This is a genomic window from Xanthobacter sp. 91, assembly GCF_000702385.1.
Classification (GTDB): Bacteria; Pseudomonadota; Alphaproteobacteria; order Rhizobiales; family Xanthobacteraceae; genus Xanthobacter; species Xanthobacter aminoxidans.
Genome location: NZ_JNIB01000001.1, coordinates 529,954 through 546,731, shown reverse-complemented (window position 1 = coordinate 546,731; position 16,778 = coordinate 529,954). Strand labels below are relative to the sequence as shown.

Annotated in this window: 15 protein-coding genes and 2 pseudogenes; 7 read left to right on the top strand and 10 right to left on the bottom strand. The window is 63.1% G+C overall.

Translation table 11 applies throughout. The features are described from left to right. Positions 1 to 305: 305 nt before the first annotated feature. From A37E_RS0102775 to A37E_RS0102765, 3 genes are all read right to left on the bottom strand, one after another. On the bottom strand, positions 306 to 2,522 hold the full coding sequence (locus A37E_RS0102775; protein ID WP_051678738.1) for a molybdopterin cofactor-binding domain-containing protein: 2,217 nt from the start codon (positions 2,520 to 2,522) through the stop codon (positions 306 to 308). Positions 2,523 to 2,533: 11 nt separating this feature from the next. Further along, positions 2,534 to 3,001, bottom strand: coding sequence for a (2Fe-2S)-binding protein (locus A37E_RS0102770; RefSeq protein WP_029555223.1), 468 nt, complete (start codon positions 2,999 to 3,001; stop codon positions 2,534 to 2,536). Positions 3,002 to 3,619: 618 nt separating this feature from the next. Then, on the bottom strand, positions 3,620 to 4,513 hold the full coding sequence (locus A37E_RS0102765) for a LysR family transcriptional regulator (protein WP_029555222.1): 894 nt from the start codon (positions 4,511 to 4,513) through the stop codon (positions 3,620 to 3,622). 360 nt (positions 4,514 to 4,873) lie between these two features. Between A37E_RS0102765 and A37E_RS0102760 the strand changes: the two genes are divergently transcribed. Further along, the gene (locus A37E_RS0102760) at positions 4,874 to 5,701 is read left to right on the top strand and encodes an SDR family oxidoreductase (protein ID WP_029555221.1); all 828 of its coding nucleotides are present in this window, start codon (positions 4,874 to 4,876) and stop codon (positions 5,699 to 5,701) included. 323 nt (positions 5,702 to 6,024) lie between these two features. Here A37E_RS0102760 and A37E_RS0102755 read toward each other — a convergent pair whose 3' ends face one another. From A37E_RS0102755 to A37E_RS0102740, 6 genes are all read right to left on the bottom strand, one after another. Further along, a complete protein-coding gene (locus A37E_RS0102755) occupies positions 6,025 to 7,233 on the bottom strand; it encodes a carboxymuconolactone decarboxylase family protein (RefSeq protein WP_029555220.1) in 1,209 nt (402 codons plus the stop codon). Between the two features lie 193 nt (positions 7,234 to 7,426). After that, on the bottom strand, positions 7,427 to 7,597 hold the full coding sequence (locus tag A37E_RS26780) for a hypothetical protein (RefSeq protein ID WP_156026222.1): 171 nt from the start codon (positions 7,595 to 7,597) through the stop codon (positions 7,427 to 7,429). A gap of 116 nt (positions 7,598 to 7,713) precedes the next feature. Beyond that, positions 7,714 to 8,355, bottom strand: a complete 642-nt coding sequence (locus tag A37E_RS0102750) for an NAD(P)H-binding protein (protein WP_245279256.1) — start codon at positions 8,353 to 8,355, stop codon at positions 7,714 to 7,716. Further along, positions 8,292 to 8,894 carry an MFS transporter gene (locus A37E_RS25115; protein ID WP_245279255.1) on the bottom strand — a complete coding sequence of 201 codons (603 nt, stop codon included), beginning with the start codon at positions 8,892 to 8,894 and terminating at the stop codon, positions 8,292 to 8,294. Before A37E_RS25115 ends, A37E_RS0102750 begins: the two co-directional genes overlap by 64 nt. A 5-nt stretch (positions 8,895 to 8,899) precedes the next feature. After that, a complete protein-coding gene (locus A37E_RS0102745; protein ID WP_029555218.1) occupies positions 8,900 to 9,640 on the bottom strand; it encodes an SDR family oxidoreductase in 741 nt (246 codons plus the stop codon). A 41-nt stretch (positions 9,641 to 9,681) separates the two neighbouring features. Beyond that, a complete protein-coding gene (locus A37E_RS0102740) occupies positions 9,682 to 10,671 on the bottom strand; it encodes an aldo/keto reductase (protein WP_029555217.1) in 990 nt (329 codons plus the stop codon). 122 nt (positions 10,672 to 10,793) lie between these two features. Here A37E_RS0102740 and A37E_RS26775 point away from each other — a divergent pair, with 122 nt between their 5' ends. Both A37E_RS26775 and A37E_RS25110 read left to right on the top strand, forming a co-directional pair. After that, on the top strand, positions 10,794 to 10,931 hold the full coding sequence (locus A37E_RS26775) for a hypothetical protein (protein ID WP_156026221.1): 138 nt from the start codon (positions 10,794 to 10,796) through the stop codon (positions 10,929 to 10,931). A 202-nt stretch (positions 10,932 to 11,133) separates the two neighbouring features. Then, a pseudogene (locus A37E_RS25110) lies at positions 11,134 to 12,119 on the top strand (alpha/beta fold hydrolase). A 91-nt stretch (positions 12,120 to 12,210) separates the two neighbouring features. On the opposite strand, the pseudogene A37E_RS25105 reads toward A37E_RS25110, so the two are convergent. Further along, positions 12,211 to 12,789 (bottom strand): annotated as a pseudogene (locus A37E_RS25105) (IS3 family transposase); the annotation flags it as partial. A 127-nt stretch (positions 12,790 to 12,916) separates the two neighbouring features. Between A37E_RS25105 and trbB the strand changes: the two are divergent. From trbB to A37E_RS27140, 4 genes are read left to right on the top strand one after another with little or no spacing between them, the layout of a single operon-like run. After that, entirely contained in the window at positions 12,917 to 13,903 is a 987-nt protein-coding gene (gene trbB, locus A37E_RS0102720) for a P-type conjugative transfer ATPase TrbB (protein WP_029555216.1), read from the top strand. A 5-nt stretch (positions 13,904 to 13,908) separates the two neighbouring features. Further along, on the top strand, positions 13,909 to 14,232 hold the full coding sequence (locus A37E_RS0102715) for a TrbC/VirB2 family protein (protein ID WP_029555215.1): 324 nt from the start codon (positions 13,909 to 13,911) through the stop codon (positions 14,230 to 14,232). Beyond that, entirely contained in the window at positions 14,232 to 14,504 is a 273-nt protein-coding gene (locus tag A37E_RS0102710) for a VirB3 family type IV secretion system protein (protein WP_029555214.1), read from the top strand. Before A37E_RS0102715 ends, A37E_RS0102710 begins: the two co-directional genes overlap by 1 nt. 12 nt (positions 14,505 to 14,516) lie before the next feature. Then, a complete protein-coding gene (locus A37E_RS27140) occupies positions 14,517 to 16,769 on the top strand; it encodes a hypothetical protein (RefSeq protein ID WP_197022915.1) in 2,253 nt (750 codons plus the stop codon). Positions 16,770 to 16,778 lie beyond the last annotated feature (9 nt).

The window sequence follows — 16,778 nt, the reverse complement described above, 5'->3', positions numbered from 1 at the left end:
GACGGAACAGCTCCGACGCGGTCACAGCCAACTCGCCGAGTAACACGAGCCGTTCGTCTTCCTGCCGGGAAAGCCACTCCCACAACACGCGGCCGAACCACTCGCGTAGCGTGACATCTACCTCTTCGGCGTCACTGGCGTCCCGATCGGCATCCAGAACCTGCATATTCGTGTGGATCGTGCTTCATGCCGAGCGGCGGAAGCCTCTCTCCCAGCCCTCAGCCAGTCACGGAAATGCGTCTTTCCCCGCCTCTAATCGTCATCTCCGCGACGTGTTGTACATAGAATCCAAAATAAGAGGCCTGTCAGCTCATGTTTAGATCCACGTTCTTCAATGGCAGTTGGCGTACCCGCTTTCCGGTTGCGGCGAAGATTGCGTTAAGAACAGCCGGTGCGGCAACTGCGATGGTCGGTTCGCCCACGCCGCCCCAGAAGCCCCCCGAAGGCACGGGGATCACCGTGACGTCGGGCATCTCGTCGAGACGCATCACATTGTAGGTGTCGAAATTCTCCTGCTCGATGCGTCCGTCCTTCACCGTGCATTCGCCATAGAGCATGGCGGAGAGCCCGTAGACGAAGGAGCCGGCGACCTGCGCCTCCACCTGCTGTGGGTTAACCACATGCCCAGGATCGGTCGCCGCCACGATGCGGTGGATCTTGAGCTGCCCTTTATTGACGGAGACTTCCGCAGCCGCCGCGACATAGCTGCCAAAACCCATAATCTGGGCAAGGCCACGGTGGACCCCATCGGGCGGGGTGCTGGTCTCCCAGCCGATCCCTTTCGCGGCGGCTTCGAGCACCGCCAGATGCTTGGGGTGGTTGGCCATCAGCTTGCGGCGGAACGCCAGCGGATCCTGCTGCGCGGCATGGGCCAGCTCATCAATGAAGCATTCCAGATAGACGGCGTTCTGGTTGAGATTGACGCCGCGCCATGCACCCGGCCGGATGTGCGGATTACGCATGGCATAATCGATCAGGACGTTGGGGAATGTGTAGCCGATGGTCATTTCGGCGCCATCGGGCAGGAGGCCCTGAAACACGAAGGGATCCCCATTGGCGGTCATGGCGGAGGGATAGGCGTAGATCGCGATGGATTGACCGGAGAGGCGCATATGGAGTGCCTCGACATTGCCCTGGGCGTCGAGGGACCCGCGCAGCCGGCATTGGGTGACCGGATGGAAACGCCCTTGCACCATGTCCTCTTCACGCGTCCACATCATCTTGACCGGCGTGTTGGGAACCTGCTTGGCGATCAGCGTCGCAAGGCGCAGATAGTCGGTCTGCAGACGCCGACCGAAGCTACCGCCGATGCGCATGACGTGGATTTCGCAGGATTCAGGCGGCAGAGCCGCCGCCATCGAGACGGTGGCGAGCGCAGCCTCGGGGACTTGGGTCGGGCCCCACACATCGCACCGCTCCGGCGTCCAGCGCACCGTCGCGGCAAGCACTTCCATGGGCGCATGGTTCTGATAGGGGAAACCGTAATCCGCCTCAATGACCCGCGCAGCCTTCGCCAGGACGCCCTTCGCATCCCCGGCGCGGTTACCGACATAGGGGGTCTCGGCCGAAAGCCCCTCTGTGAGCATGGCCGCGATCTGCTCGCTGGAGATAGCCCCGTTCGGCCCTTCATCCCAGACGATGGGCAGCGCTTCTAGCGCCGACTTGGCGCGCCAGAACGTATCTGCGACGACGGCGACGGTTTCATCATCAACTTTCAGAACATGCTTCACTCCGCGCCTGTTCATCACCGCGGAGGCATCGAAGCTCTTCAGCTTGCCGCCGTGTACCGGGCAGGCCTTGGGTACCGCGACCAGCATGCCGGGCATGGTATAATCGACGCCGTAGATCAGCGAACCGTCGAGCTTGCCGGCGGTGTCGAGCCGCTTTACGGGGTGGCCGGCAATGCTCCAGTCTTTCGGATCCTTAAGGACCACGTCGGTGGGCGGAGCTATGGCGCTTGCCGCCCCCGCCACGGCGCCATAGGTGGTCGTGCGCCCGCTTTGGGCATGGCTGATGACCCCCTTCGAGACGCTGCATTCAGCGGCCGGTACGCCCCACTGCTTCGCCGCCGCTTCCACCAGCATGGCGCGTGCCGTCGCGCCACCCTTGCGGACATAATCGTGCGAGCCGCGGATGGCGCGCGAACCGCCCGTGGATTGCGTCCCCCAGGCATTGGCTCGGCTCTTGTTCTGCGCAGGCTTCACCAGTTCGAAGCGAACATGGTCCCAGTTGCATTCGAGCTCCTCGGCGAGAAGCTGGGCGAGACCCGTGAGCGATCCCTGACCCATCTCGATCCGCGCGATCCTCAGGATCACGGTCTCGTCCGGCCGGACCACCACCCAGGCATTGACCTCGCCCGCGCCGGCTTGCGCCATCGCCCTGTCCGGAAAGGGAAGAGAGAAGCCGAATGTAAACGCACCTGCGGTGGCGCCGATGCCGGCGAGAAAGCCACGGCGAGAGAGGGGCGCCTGTGCTGCGGAGGTCCCGGGCAGGGGGCGATCCGAGGAGGAGTGCGTGCTCATGGCGGTGGTCCTCAGCCTTTGTTCGCGGCCATGCGTTCGGCCGCGAGCTTCACGCTGGCCAGTACGCGCGGATAGGTGCCACAGCGGCATATATTGGTGATGTCGGTCCGGATATCGTCGTCACTCGGGCTGGGATTCTGCGCGATCAGCGACGCCGCAGCCATGATCATGCCAACCTGGCAGTAACCGCATTGAGCGACGTCCAACTCGGCCCAGACTTGTTGTACCGGATGGGGCTTCTCGGTGCCGAGTCCCTCGATGGTGACGATCTTCTGGTCTTCTGCAACGGCGCTGACCGGCAAGGAACAGGAGCGTGTTGCCTCACCATCGAGATGCACCGTGCAGGCGCCACACTGCCCTACACCGCAGCCGTATTTTGTCCCCGTGAGGCCGATTTTCTCCCGAATAACCCAGAGTAGAGGTGTATCATCCTCGACATCGACTTCGACGAATTTGCCGTTAATGTTTAGTTTTGGCATGTCGCGCTCCCATCTAGGGACGTGTTGCATTCATTTCGTGGGAGTCAGGGTCTGAAAATATGAAACGATAAATGTCCCGTTAGTGCCGTTGGGAACCGAGACCGTCATATTTGTACCTGGGGCCATTGCGCGCAAATTGGCGATGTATGTTTTGAGCTATGCGGCAACATAGGTACCGTCACGGTTGCGCTTGGAGTCGGAAGAACGTGCACCTTCTGGGCTGGCCGCTTTGTGGCCGAACACGCCCGCCAGACATGGGTCGATCCGATTCTGATGTGTCAGTACCGTGTGACGGGAAGAGCAATGTTGGCATAAAAAGCTACATAATGCGGCACTATTGGCCAACACTGACGTAAAAAGAATCATTATTATATCCGAAATATTCAACTATATTATAACTATATTGTGACGAATCGGTCTGCGCGGATCGCTCAATGCCAATCAGCCTGGGTGGGATAATGAGAATGCCACAAACTTTTCACTGTTTTTCGATCGCACGCTGTTTGTCAGTTTACGTTAGCGGAGCTTGGGGTGGAAAATTAGGTGGCCTGTCCCGCATGAACCTATATCGGCGGTTCATGAGTGGCCGAATTGATGATGACGCCGCCGTTGTCTCTCTCACCCGCGATAGCGAAGGGCATCGACCAGCAGGGAGAAGGCCGCAGATGGCTGACGTCGGCTGGGGTAATAAAGATGATAGCCCGAAAATGATGGGCACCAGTCCTCTAGGACGCGTATGAGGCTGCCGTCAGCCAATTGCGTCTGGACACGATCTTCCATCACAAATGCTAGGCCAAATCCGGCGATCGCCGCCCGTGTGATTGCATTCACGTTGTTAAAGGTGAGTTGTCCCTCGACGCGCACCCTTACTTCTCGTCCATCGCTTTCAAGCTCCCAAGCGTAAAGGCCGCCGGTGCTCAGCATGCGCATGTTTATGCATTTGTGATTAGAGAGGTTGTGAGGCGTTAGCGGAATCGGATATTCTGCGAAATAAGCAGGTGATCCCACGATAGCCATTCGCAAGTCTGGACCGATGCGGACAGCAACCATATCTTTGGCAAGGGCTTCCCCGAGGCGTACTCCGGCATCAAACCGTTCCGTTACAATGTCCGTGAAGCTCGAATCGATGCTCAGTTCCACGTTGATATCGGGATATTTGGGCAAAAGTTTTTCGAGTGCCGGCCAAAGTATCGTTTCGGCCGCGTGTTCCGATGTCGTGATGCGGATGGTGCCTGCGGGCTTCTCACGCAGCTCGCCCAAAGACGACAGTTGCAGTTCAATGCTTTCGAGAGCGGGCCGCAAGGTCTCAATCAGCCGTTCTCCGGCATCCGTCGGGGCGACGCTTCGCGTCGTTCGCGTGAGCAGGCGCACCCCGAGTTGGGTTTCCAGCCTCCGCACCGTATAACTGAGTGCAGACTGCGAGGTGCCCAGGCGGGCGGCGGCGCGCGTGAAGCTCCTTTCCTCCGCTACGGCAAGGAAGGCGTTCAGGTCAACCAAATCCTCGCGCCGCATTCATGAACCTCCAATATGGCTTTATGCCTTTTATAACCTCTAATCGGGCGAATGCGTCACGAATAGGTTATGAATCATTCCCGACACATGAGCGGGTTGCCGTGCAAGGATCCAAGACCGTGACCATTACAATAAGTGGTTTGCGGTTCGCCGAAGAAAAGTCGCGCGGCTTGCCGGTCCTTTTTGGGAGCAGGACACCCTCGTGCAATCAGCGAACGGGCCGAAGGTGTCAGCGAATTCGAGAGCGGCCGCTTTCATGCCAACGCCTGTTGAGATGTATTTGAATACCCGAATTTCTTAGGCGCGTTGTTCTGTCTGCCGCCTCCATGTCAGCAGTCAACCCAGAGAAAGAGATTGGCCATGATCGATGTCATCGTAGTGATCGGGGCAGGCTCGATCGGTCAGGCGATCGCGCGCCGCGTCAGTTCCGGCAAGCGCGTCCTGCTAGCAGACCTCAGATTAGATAATGCCGAGGTTGCGGCGGACGTTCTCGCCAATGCGGGTTTTGAAGTGAGCACGACGACGGTGGATGTCGCGTCGCGGAAATCTGTCGGTGCGCTGGTGGAGGCCGCGACGAAGCTAGGTGAAGTGACCGGTGTCATCCACGCCGCCGGTGTTTCGCCGTCGCAGGCGTCGCCGGAAACCATCCTTCGGGTGGACCTCTATGGCACAGCGCTGGTTCTGGCGGCGTTTGGAAGCGTCATTGCGTGGGGGGGCTCGGGTGTCGTTGTTGCCTCCCAATCCGGGCATCGCCTCGGGGCTCTGACCGCCGAGCAGAATGAGGCGCTCGCCATGACACCGGTGGAAGATCTGCTGGCGCTGCCCATGCTCCAGCCCGACCAGGTCACGGATTCGCTCCATGCCTATCAGCTTTCCAAACGAGGAAACGCATTGCGTGTAATGGCGGAGGCCGTGCGCTGGGCGAAGCGTGGCGCGCGGATCAACACGATTAGTCCTGGCATTGTCATCACGCCGTTGGCGAATGACGAACTGACCGGACCGCGCGGTGCCGGCTATCGCCGTATGATCGAACTCTCGCCGGTTGGCCGTGCAGCGACACCAGACGAAGTTGGTAATGTTGGTGCGCTTTTGATGGGACCTGACGGCGCGTTCATCACCGGCAGTGATTTTCTGATGGATGGCGGCGTGACCGCCTCTTACTTCTTCGGCGAGCTCGCCCCGAGCTAGCCGAAGTTGGGACCGACGGCACGGCCCGCAACCTGTGCCGTCGGTCCTATGCGGCAATCCTCATCGGGACGATATCGAGCGGTGAACGAGACAACCGTCGAAACTGATACGTCGTACTACGCCTGATCGTAAGTCGAAGGCCGTTGCTTAGAGCAAATCTTGTGCACTTCGATCCACGTAATTTGCCCTAAAAGTCCGATGTTGCGCCAATTCCGGACGCAAAAATTCCGAATTTTCCCCGAGATTGCTCAGGCGAGCGCTAAAATAGAAAGCGATCAGATTGAAAAAACCGATCGGCGCTTCCTCTCGATCCCCCCTGAAATTCATGGTTTACGCGGCGCCGCCCGATATTGCGCCTCCGACACTTGCTCCATCCATGTCACGGAGCTTCCGTTCAGGGATTCCAAAATCGCGAAATGCGACATGGGCGCATCGGCGCTGGCGCCGTGCCAATGCTTCACGTTCGGCGGAATCCAAACCACATCGCCGGGGTTCACCTCGATGATGGGGCCACCCTCCTTCTGCACCCAGCCGCGGCCGGAGACGATGAACAGGGTCTGGCCGAGCGGGTGGGTGTGCCACGCGGTACGGGCGCCGGCGGCGAAGGAGACGACGCCCCCGCCGATCCGTGCCGGAGCATCGGCGGCATAGCGGCTGTTGACGCGGACCTCGCCGGCAAAATTGGACGCCGGACCGGGCGTGCCGGTGCTGACTGGCTCAGCGCGGATGACCTTCAGCTCCGGAGACGGAACCGTGTTGGCCGAGGCGGTCGCGGCCGCACGTGAGGCGAACACTTGCTTGAGAACAGGAACCGCCGACATGCCCCGGGGCCAGCCTGCATAAAACGCGACATGGGTCAGCGCTTCGGCGGCTTCCTCACGAGTGAGCCCATTGTCCATGGCTCGATTGGCATGGAAGGGAATCTGCTCGGGTTGGCCGATGGCGATCAGTGCCGCCATGGTGACCAGGCTGCGGTCGCGCGGAGACAGGTTCGGTCGGCGCCACAGGTCTCCGAACAGCACGCGGTTTGTCAGTTCAGCCAAAGCCGGGGCGGTCGGCGCCACAGTGTCGGCAACGAGGGCCGCGCGTGCGACTTCGGCTGCCGCCTCCAACTGGACGCGTTCCGCCGTGTTGTCGGCGGCAGCACCGATTTTGCGCTCGTCGAAGACCTTCTTCGTCTCGGTGACGGCCGAGACGGCGTTGGGCCAACCGGAATAGAAGGCGAGCTGGGTGATGAGCTCACCGATTTCATCCGGCGCCACGCCGTTATCCAGCGCGCGGCGGACATGACCTGCGATCTGCGCGGTCTTGCCCGTCGATATGATGGCCGACACTGTAACGAGGCTTCGATCGCGCGGCTTCAGAGCCTCGCGCAGCCAAACCTCCCCGAACAGCACATCGTCGGTGAAATGCCCGAGCCCCGGGGCGACCTCGTAAACCGCCGGCGGTGCTACCCGACGGCGCGGCTCCTCTGCATGAACCGCGGTCGTGGCCAGAACCGAGACCGCGAGGCTTGCTGCGATGTCCTTCATGAAAGGCCTCCTTGTGATGGGTTCGCAAAAGCTTGGCCGGGCAAACCTGCGTGGGGTCACTGATCCGGGCGTCTTCTCGCCCGAGGAGTCTCGTGTCTTCAAGGCAAGAGCTATCCGCCGAACAGCTCCTTGGAGTGTATCCGGGCATCGGCGGGCACCACGGTCGCTCGGCCCGACCGGCGCCGGAGCGAGGTCATGCGGCAATGCGATAATCCTCCAAGATGATCTGTGTGACATCCAGCGTGCGTTCGCCAATATGTGCCGCTTGTGTGGCCCCCCGGCTGGTGACCGTGCGCTCGACGACATCGCCACGGTTAACGGTTGTGGAGTGCACCCGTTGGTCCATGTTGCTTGGATAGGTCACGCGCGTCGCTTGTGCGTGGGCCTGCCAGCCCAAAAACGTTGCCGCGCTAGGGCTCTCAAAAAATCAGCCCCAGGCTGCCGAGCGTCATTTGCATGGATAGCTCGCTGCTTGCGTTTTCAAGCAGCACCAACGCGCGATCGCACCGCCTCCAGATCATCGCGGACATGCTGCGGCTCGGCGGCGAGCGGCATGTTGCTTTGGTCCCGCACACCATCGAGCGTGTCAACGGGGTCGGCGTCGAGGGCCGCGAAGAGAGGGGCGAGGGTGTCCGGAGCCGCGCCGGCCTCGGCGACGAGTTCAAAGGTCTTGCGCAGGGCCGCAGGGGAACTGAGGCTGCGGACGAGCGCCTCCGCAATCTGCTGGCGTGCAACCACCCCGTCGGCCGGGGTTCCTTCGTGGCGCGTGTCACCCTGCAAAAGCACCAGCCGGTGCTGGCCGGCAGAGTTGTAGTCGAACCACCCGGGCCGCACGATCGTGTAGGGCAGGCCGCTCGCTCGCACGAGGCGCTCGGACCTCCGCTTCCAGTCATGGGCTCTCGTCGCCCTGTTGTAGGCGCCCAGCCGGTCGGTGACACCGATGGCTGTCATAAGTGCGATCCGGGCCTGATGAGGACCCAGTACGGCGAGGATGTTTCGCACCCCGGCGTAGTCGACCGTCTCCGGGTCTCCGTCGCCCGAGGCGCCATGAGTGAAGATCACCGCGTCGATGCCGGCGACCGCGGCTTGCAGCGTGTCTGGCCGATTGAGATCACCGACCACTTGCTCGGCTTCAGGCGGCAGGGCGCGGGCGCGCGCAGCGGCGCAATCGCCATGACCGTCATCAGGCTCGACATCATCTGCGCCGCCCGCGGACCTTCGTAAAGATCGCGGACCATCGCGCGTGAGAGCACGACACCGGCACTGGCGCCGATGGCTTGGACCATCCGCCAAAAAATCATCGTCCCCGCGTCATAAGACAGGGCGCAGCCGGCCGAGCCGATGACAAACAGCACGAGGCCCACCGCCACCGGCAGGCGGCGCCCGTAGCGATCGCTGACCGGGCCCCAGAACAACTGGCCCAAGGCGAAGCCGATCAAATAGCCCGAAACAGTGAATTCGATGGTCCCCGCGCTGGTGCCAAGCGCCCGGCCCATCTCCGGCATGGCCGGAAGATACAGGTCCGTCGAGATCGACGCGAAGCCCATCAGGCCGCTCAGCACCGCAAGCACACGCCAGCCATGCTCGGCCGCCGCCGTGTGTGGGTCCGCCTTATGGGCGCGGAGCGCCCCGCCGTCTTCGTTCACAGCGTGCGAGCCCATGGCATTCACAATTCCTGGGCCGTGGGGCGGAACAGGATCTCGTTGATGTCGAGATCCTCGGGCTGGCTGATCGCGAAGGCCACGATGCGCGCGAAGCGATCCGCCGGAATGGCATAGGCCTCGTAGAACGCCTCGATGCCCTCCGCCACATCTGTCTCAGTGATGCTGTGAACCAGCTCGGAGCGGACGGCACCCGGCGAGATGACTGTGGTGCGGATATTGTAGGGCTTCACCTCCTGGCGAAGCCCCTCCGACAGCATCAGCACGGCCGCTTTGGTGGCGGCGTAGACGGCGCTGCCCGGACGCACCTTGTGACCGGCGACCGAGGACACGTTGATGATATGGCCGCTTTTCTGCTGCGTCATGTGCGGCAGGGCGGCGGCGATGCCGTGGAGGACACCTTTGATATTCACGTCGATCATTCGGTTCCAGTCGCCGATCTTGCCGCGCTCCAGCGGCGAATGCGGCATCAGGCCGGCGTTGTTGAGCATTACGTCGATCCGGCCATAAGTTGAAACGGCCGTATCGACGAGGCGCTTCACCTGTTCGGCGTCGGTGACGTCCGTCTCCACCGCCGCAGCAGGCGGCAGGTCCAGTTCGGCGGCCAGAGCCTGCAAGCGGTCGAGGCGACGGGCGCCCAGAACAATCTTGGCCCCCTCGGATGCAAGATGGCGGGCGGTTGCCTCGCCAAGGCCACTGCTGGCGCCAGCGATGACCACGACCTTTCCGGCGATCGTCTGTGACATTTCGTATTCTCTCTGTCCTTGCCCGGCGGGCGCCGCGTGGATCAGCGGCCCACGGTCGCCAGCAGATGCGCGGGATAGCGGTCGCCCTCGACCTGAATATCCGCCGCGGCGCGATCAATGCGCGCGACGTCCTCAGCGGTGAGGACAATGTCGGCTGCCCCAAGATTTTCCTTCAGCCGCTCCAGCTTCTTGGTGCCCGGAATGGGCACGATCCACGGCTTCTGGGCCAGCAGCCAGGCGAGCGCGATCTGGGCTGGGCTTGCGCCCTTCTCGGCGCCGACCTGCTTGAGCAGATCGACCACCGCGGTGTTCTTCTTCATGGCTTCCGGCGTGAAGCGCGGCAGAATCTTGCGGAAATCCGTATCGGCGAGCTGCGTCTTCCCGCTCATGGCGCCGGTCAGGAAGCCCTTGCCCAGCGGGCTGTAGGGAACAAAGCCGATGCCGAGTTCTTCACAGGCTTCGAGAATGCCGTTGGTCTCCGGCCCGCGCGTCCAGAGCGAATATTCATTCTGAAGCGCCGCGACCGGCTGCACGGCATGCGCGCGGCGCACAGTCTGCGCTCCGGGCTCGGACAGGCCAAAATGCTTCACCTTGCCTTCGGCGATCAACTCCTTGACCGCTCCGGCAACGTCCTCGATCGGCACGTTCGGATCGACACGATGCTGATAGAACAGGTCGATCTGCTGAATGCCCAGTCTCTTGAGCGAACCCTCGGCGACCGCGCGGATCTGTTCGGGCCGACTGTTGGTTCCGGCCATCTTGCCATCGACGATGTTGAAGCCGAACTTGGTGGCGATCACCACCTCGTCGCGCACGGAGCGCAGGGCTTCACCGACGATTTCCTCGTTGGTCCAGGGGCCGTAGATTTCAGCGGTGTCGAAGAAGGTGACGCCTAGCGCCACTGCCTCCCGGATGAGGCGGATGCTTTCCGCATTCTCAAGCTTTTCGCCATAGCTGAAGTTCAGACCCATGCAGCCGAACCCGATGGCTGAAACCGCCAGCCCGCTGTTTCCGAGTATGCGCTTTTTCATGGCTCTTCCTGCTGCTTGAGGGCCGTGGGCCTCGCTTGCAGGGAAGCTAATCCCCGGCGCCGGATTCAATTAGACCGCAGGAACTGCATGCATCCATATTTTCGGTTCATGAATGAGCCGCTATGGGGTTCAGTCTGCGGTGGCCGCTCTTTTCACGGCGCGCGGATACCGACATGGATGAGATCGAGACCGCCATCAGCGCGATGGAGATCAAGGGCGCGCGCCTGCCGGCGCATGTGCTGGAGCTTTCCTACCGCTGATCGTCGGTTCCCGCGGCGCCAGCCCTCGCCGCCTTTGGCTTCCGGGGCGGCGGCTCGACGATTGGCCGACATGAGAACAGGAGCCTACAGCTCATGCCTATCACCGGACGTTATCGCCTCGCTCTGAGCCTCGCGGCGGCCGCTTTGGTCGTATGGTCAGCGGCGGATATAATCCCATCCCGCTCTCGCCCGGGAGCCCCTGATGATCCAGGATCAGGGCAGCTTCGCGGCCGGAGGAAGCATCGCCAGCGAGCCCGGCAGCTTTGATCCGAAGCAGCCGCTCAAACCGGCTGGCCAGACCTATCGCGGAGACCACCTCTACGCTTTTTTATCAGGTGCCGGTGGAGGCGCGCCCCTTGCCGATCGTGATGTGGCACGGCGCGGGTCAGTTCTCCAAGACATGGGAGACGACACCGGACGGCCGGGAAGGTTTCCAGACGATCTTCCTGCGCCGAAAGTTCGCAACCTATGTGATCGACCAGCCCCGGCGCGGCAATGCCGGCCGCAGCATGGTGGAGGGCGTGATCAAGCCTGTTGCCGATGAGCAATTCTGGTTCGGCCGGTTCCGGCTTGGTGTTTGGCCGAACTAATTGGACGGGGTTCAGTTCGACCGCAAGCCTGATACGCTCGACCAGTATTTCCGGGCGATGACGCCGAACACCGGCCCCTATGACGCCAAGGTCATCTCGGACGCCGCCGCCGCCCTGTTCACCCGCATTGGGCCGGGCATTCTGATGACGCACTCCCAGAGCGGCGGCCCGGGCTGGCTGACCGCGATCAGGAGCGGAAACGTCAAGGCGATCGTGGCCTTTGAACCCGGCAGAGGTTTCGTGTTCCCGGAGGGAGAAGTGCCGCCGCCTATCCCAACCTCATTCGACACGCTTCAGAGCGTGCCGGTGCCGATGAGCGATTTTCTGGCGCTGACGCGAATTCCGATCGTCATCTTTTACGGTGACAACATACCGGACGCGCCGACGGACATTACTACGCAGGATGCCTGGCGCGGGCGGCTCGAAATGGCACGGATCTGGCGCGATACGGTCAACAGGCTTGGGGGGCAAGGTCAGCGTCATTCATTTGCCGGAGATCGGTATTCGCGGCAATACGCATTTTCCATTCTCGGATCTCAACAATAACGATATCGCCGATCTTGTTTCCAAATTCATCGCCGACAACAAACTTGACTGACGGCGAATTCGCATCGTTTTGCGCACAAAATGCTCGCGCCGAATCCCCGCAATCGTATCCACGCCCTTCATCCTGAACCGCCCCGAGTATTCTAGACGCCTTCGGGGGGCGCTTTGTGCTGCCGTTCGAACTCGATGGGCGACATCATCCCGTTGCGTCCGTGTTTGCGGGTGGGGTTGTAGAACATCTCGATGTAATCGAAAACGTCCCGGCGTGCCTCGTCGCTCGTCCGGTAGACCTTGCGGCGGATGCGTTCGCGCTTGAGCAGGTTGAAGAAGCTCTCGGCCACGGCGTTATCATGGCAGTTCCCGAGACGGCCCATCGAGGGCTGCAGATCGTGGTGTTTCAGTAACGAAGCCCACTCCATGCTTGTGAACTAGCTCCCCTGACCCGAATGCGCCAGCACGTGCCCCTTCGGTTTGCGTCGCCAGACGGCGGCCAGCAGCGCCTGAAGCACGACGTTGGTCGTCTGCCGGGCCTTTATGGACCAGCCGACGACGCGGCGGGAGAAGAGGTCGATCACGACCGCCAGATAGGCGAAGCCTTCGTGGGTGCGGATATCGGTGATGTCGGTCACCCAGGCCTTGTCAGGCACCTCCACGTCAAACCGGCGATCGAGCGTCTTGTCGACCGCCAGGGATGGCTTGCCTCCATATTGGCCGAGGCGCCGATTTCAGGCAATCGCACGCCACGCCGCGATGCCTGTGTTCTGTTGTTGAATCTCCCCCAATTCCCCCTCTTTTAATCATCCCCGTCCGGGAAGCCCTTGCATCGCTCCCGGCCAGGGCGGGGATGGGATGGCGGATTCAGCTCACAATCCGGAGGGTATGACACGCGGGGTGCGCATGCTGCGCACCGCACTCGGCCCGGTGATCTCCCATCTTCTCGATGACCCTACCGTCGTCGAGGTCATGCTCAACCCTGATGGTCACCTCTGGATCGATCGGCTGTCCGAGGGCCTCGCGAGCACGGGCGAGCGGCTGGCTCCCGGAGACGGCGAGCGCATCATCCGTCTCGTCGCCCACCACATCGGCGCCGAGGTCCACGCCGCCGCTCCCAGGCTCTCTGCCGAACTACCCGGGACCGGGGAACGCTTCGAAGGTCTGCTCCCGCCCGTCGTCGCGGCTCCGACCTTCGCTATCCGCAAGCCGGCCGTCGCCGTCTTTACGCTCGACCACTATGTGGCCGGCGGCATCATGTCGGTACCGCAGGCCGAAGCTCTTCGCCACGGTGTTGCCTCCCGCGCCAACATCCTGGTGGCCGGCGGCACCTCCACCGGCAAGACCACCCTCACCAATGCCCTCCTCGCCGAGGTCGCTAAGACCTCCGAGCGGGTCATCCTGATCGAGGACACGCGCGAACTTCAGTGTGCCGCGCCCAATCTGGTCGCCATGCGCACGAAGGAGGGCGTCGCCTCACTCTCTGACCTCGTCCGCTCCTCGCTCCGCCTGCGCCCCGATCGCATCCCGATCGGCGAGGTACGAGGTGCCGAAGCCCTCGACCTCCTGAAGGCCTGGGGCACAGGGCACCCCGGGGGCATCGGCACCATCCACGCAGGTAGTGCCATAGGCACCCTGCGACGGCTGGAGCAGCTCATCCAGGAAGCCGTGGTCACCGTCCCGCGCGCTTTGATCGCCGAGACGATCGACCTCATCGCCGTGCTGTCCGGCCGAGGCGCGTCGCGCCGGCTCACGGAGCTCGCCCGCGTCGAAGGGCTCGGCCCCGACGGCGACTACCGGGTCTCTCCCGCTATCCCTCCTGCAGAAGAAGGAACCTCCCCGTGACCTCGATGCTCGTTGTCCGCCATCGCCGCTTGCTGCGAACCGCCGCTGCAGCTCTCGCCTTCGCCTGCGCGGTGTCGGCTGCCCACGCCTCCGGCTCCTCCATGCCCTGGGAGACGCCGCTGCAATCGATCCTGGAGTCCATCCAGGGGCCTGTCGCCAAGATCATCGCGGTGATCATCATCATATCGACCGGCCTCGCGCTCGCTTTCGGCGACACCTCGGGCGGTTTCCGGCGGCTGATCCAGATCGTGTTCGGCCTCTCCATCGCGTTCGCTGCCTCCAGCTTCTTCCTGTCCTTCTTCTCCTTCAGCGGCGGAGCGCTGGTCTGATGGCGGGCGATGCCGGCGAAGTGCCGGGCTTCTCCGTGCCGGTCCACCGGGCGCTCAGCGAGCCGATCCTGCTCGGCGGCGCGCCGCGGGCGATCGCCATCTTCAACGGCACGCTCGCCGGCGCCGTCGGACTGGGGCTCAGGCTCTGGCTGGTGGGCCTCGCCCTCTTGGCGCTCGGCCACCTCGCTGCCGTCTGGGCCGCCAAGCGCGATCCGCTCTTCGTCGACGTTGTGCGCCGGCATCTGCGCATCCCCTCCCATCTGTCGGTCTGAGCGGGGCGCACCATGATGAACCTCGCCGAGTATCGTCGTCAGGGGAGGCGTCTGGCGGACTACCTGCCGTGGGCGGCCCTGGTGGGCCCGGGCATCGTCCTCAACAAGGACGGCAGCTTCCAGCGCACCGCGCGCTTCCGCGGGCCGGATCTCAAGTCCTCTGTCCCTTCCGAACTGGTCGCCGTTGCAGGTCGCCTGAACAGCGCCTTCCGCCGCCTCGGCTCAGGCTGGGCCCTGTTCGTGGAAGCCCAGCGGCACGAGGCGGGCGCCTATCCCGAGAGCTACTTCCCTGATCCCGCTTCCGCATTGGTGGATGCGGAGCGGAAGGCCGGGTTCGCCGAAGCCGGCAGCCATTTTGAGTCGAGCTATTTTCTGACCTTCTGTTGGCTCCCGCCGGCGGAGGATGCCGCGCGGGCAGAGAGTTGGCTCTATGAGGGGCGTGGGCGCGAGGGTGTCGATCCACGGGAAGCATTGGATGGCTTCGCTGATCGGACAGACCGTGTCCTGCGCCTCGTCGAGGCGCTCATGCCGGAGTGCCGCTGGCTCGATGACGCGGAGACCCTGACCTATCTGCACGGCTGCGTCTCGACCCGGCGCCAGCGGGTCAGTGTCCCCGAGACGCCCATGTACTTGGACGCGCTGCTCGCCGATCAGCCGCTCACCGGCGGGCTGGAGCCCATGCTCGGGGACCAGCACATCCGCGTGCTCACCATCGTGGGGTTTCCCACGGCGACGACGCCAGGGATTCTCGACGACCTCAATCGGCTCGCCTTTCCCTATCGCTGGTCGACCCGGGCCATCCTCCTCGACAAGACGGACGCCACCCGGCTCCTCACGAAGATCCGCAGGCAGTGGTTTGCCAAGCGCAAGTCCATCGCCGCCATCCTCAAGGAGGTGATGACCAACGAAGCGTCCGTGTTGGTGGATTCCGATGCCGCCAACAAGGCGGAGGATGCCGATCTCGCTTTGCAGGAGCTCGGCGCCGACCATGCCGGCATCGCCTATGTCACCGCCACGGTGACGGTCTGGGATGCCGATCCCCGCATCGCCGACGAGAAGCTCCGGCTAGTGGAGAAGGTAATCCAGGGGCGCGACTTCACGGCCATGGTCGAGACCATCAATGCGGTCGATGCCTGGCTCGGCAGCCTGCCGGGGCATGTCTATGCCAATGTCCGCCAGCCGCCCGTCTCCACCCTCAACCTCGCGCACATGATCCCGCTCTCGGCGGTCTGGGCGGGAGACGAGCAGGACGCGCATTTTGCGGCGCCACCTTTGTTCTATGGGAAGACGGAGGGGTCGACCCCGTTCCGCTTCTCGCTTCATGTGGGAGATGTGGGGCACACGCTGGTGGTGGGCCCGACGGGTGCCGTCCGCAACGCCGGCCTGCGGCGCGTGGATGAATTGATGCGGGACGCGATGCTCGATCCCGCCATCGCCAAGGCTCTCCTCGCCAAGGTGCCGGCCGGGCGCGAGTCCGCCGCAGGCCGGGCCTTCGCCGACACCCTCGCCCGGCTCTCGCTGGTGCCGCCCATCGTCTCCTATTCACGCGCTGGTGCCGACCATGATGCCACGGACCTCCGAGATGACCCCCGCCATGGCGATCGACCTGTTGGCGGAGGCGCACCTGATTTCCGCCGCAGAGGCGGAGGCGCTGATGCGCGCGGTCGAAACCAAGGTGCCGCCACCGAAGTGGCTTCACCCGGCATGCGCAATGGTCTGGCTCCTGCGCCTGACGCCCGCGAGCGTCGCCCTGCACTGAGCGACACCGCCGCGCATGAGGCTGCCACATCCCCGACCAACGACCGTCCCGAGCCGACGCAGGCCCAGAAGGAGGCCGGCAACTACAAGCTCGGCCACCTCCGCCTCGGCGGCCTCGACATCTCCGTTGAGAACCCGCAGGGCTCCGAACGCAAGGGCGTGGACCCGAATGGCAAGGCGTGGTCGGTGCAGATGAAGCACCACTACGGCTACATCAAAGGAACCGTGGGCCGCGACAAGGACCACGTGGACGTGTTCGTTCGGCCGGGCACCGAGACGCTGGCAGACGATGCTCCCGTGTTCATCGTGAACCAGAAAGACCCGCGCACCGGCCGCTTCGACGAGCACAAGGTGATGCTGGGCTACCAATCCATTGGCCAAGCCGAACGCGCCTACCTCTCCAACTACGCCAAGGGCTGGGATGGCCTTGGCGGCATCACCCGCATGACCCTCCCGGCCTTCCGGGAGTGGGTCCGCGATCCCACGAGCACCAAGAACCAAGCCTAGAAAGGGCCT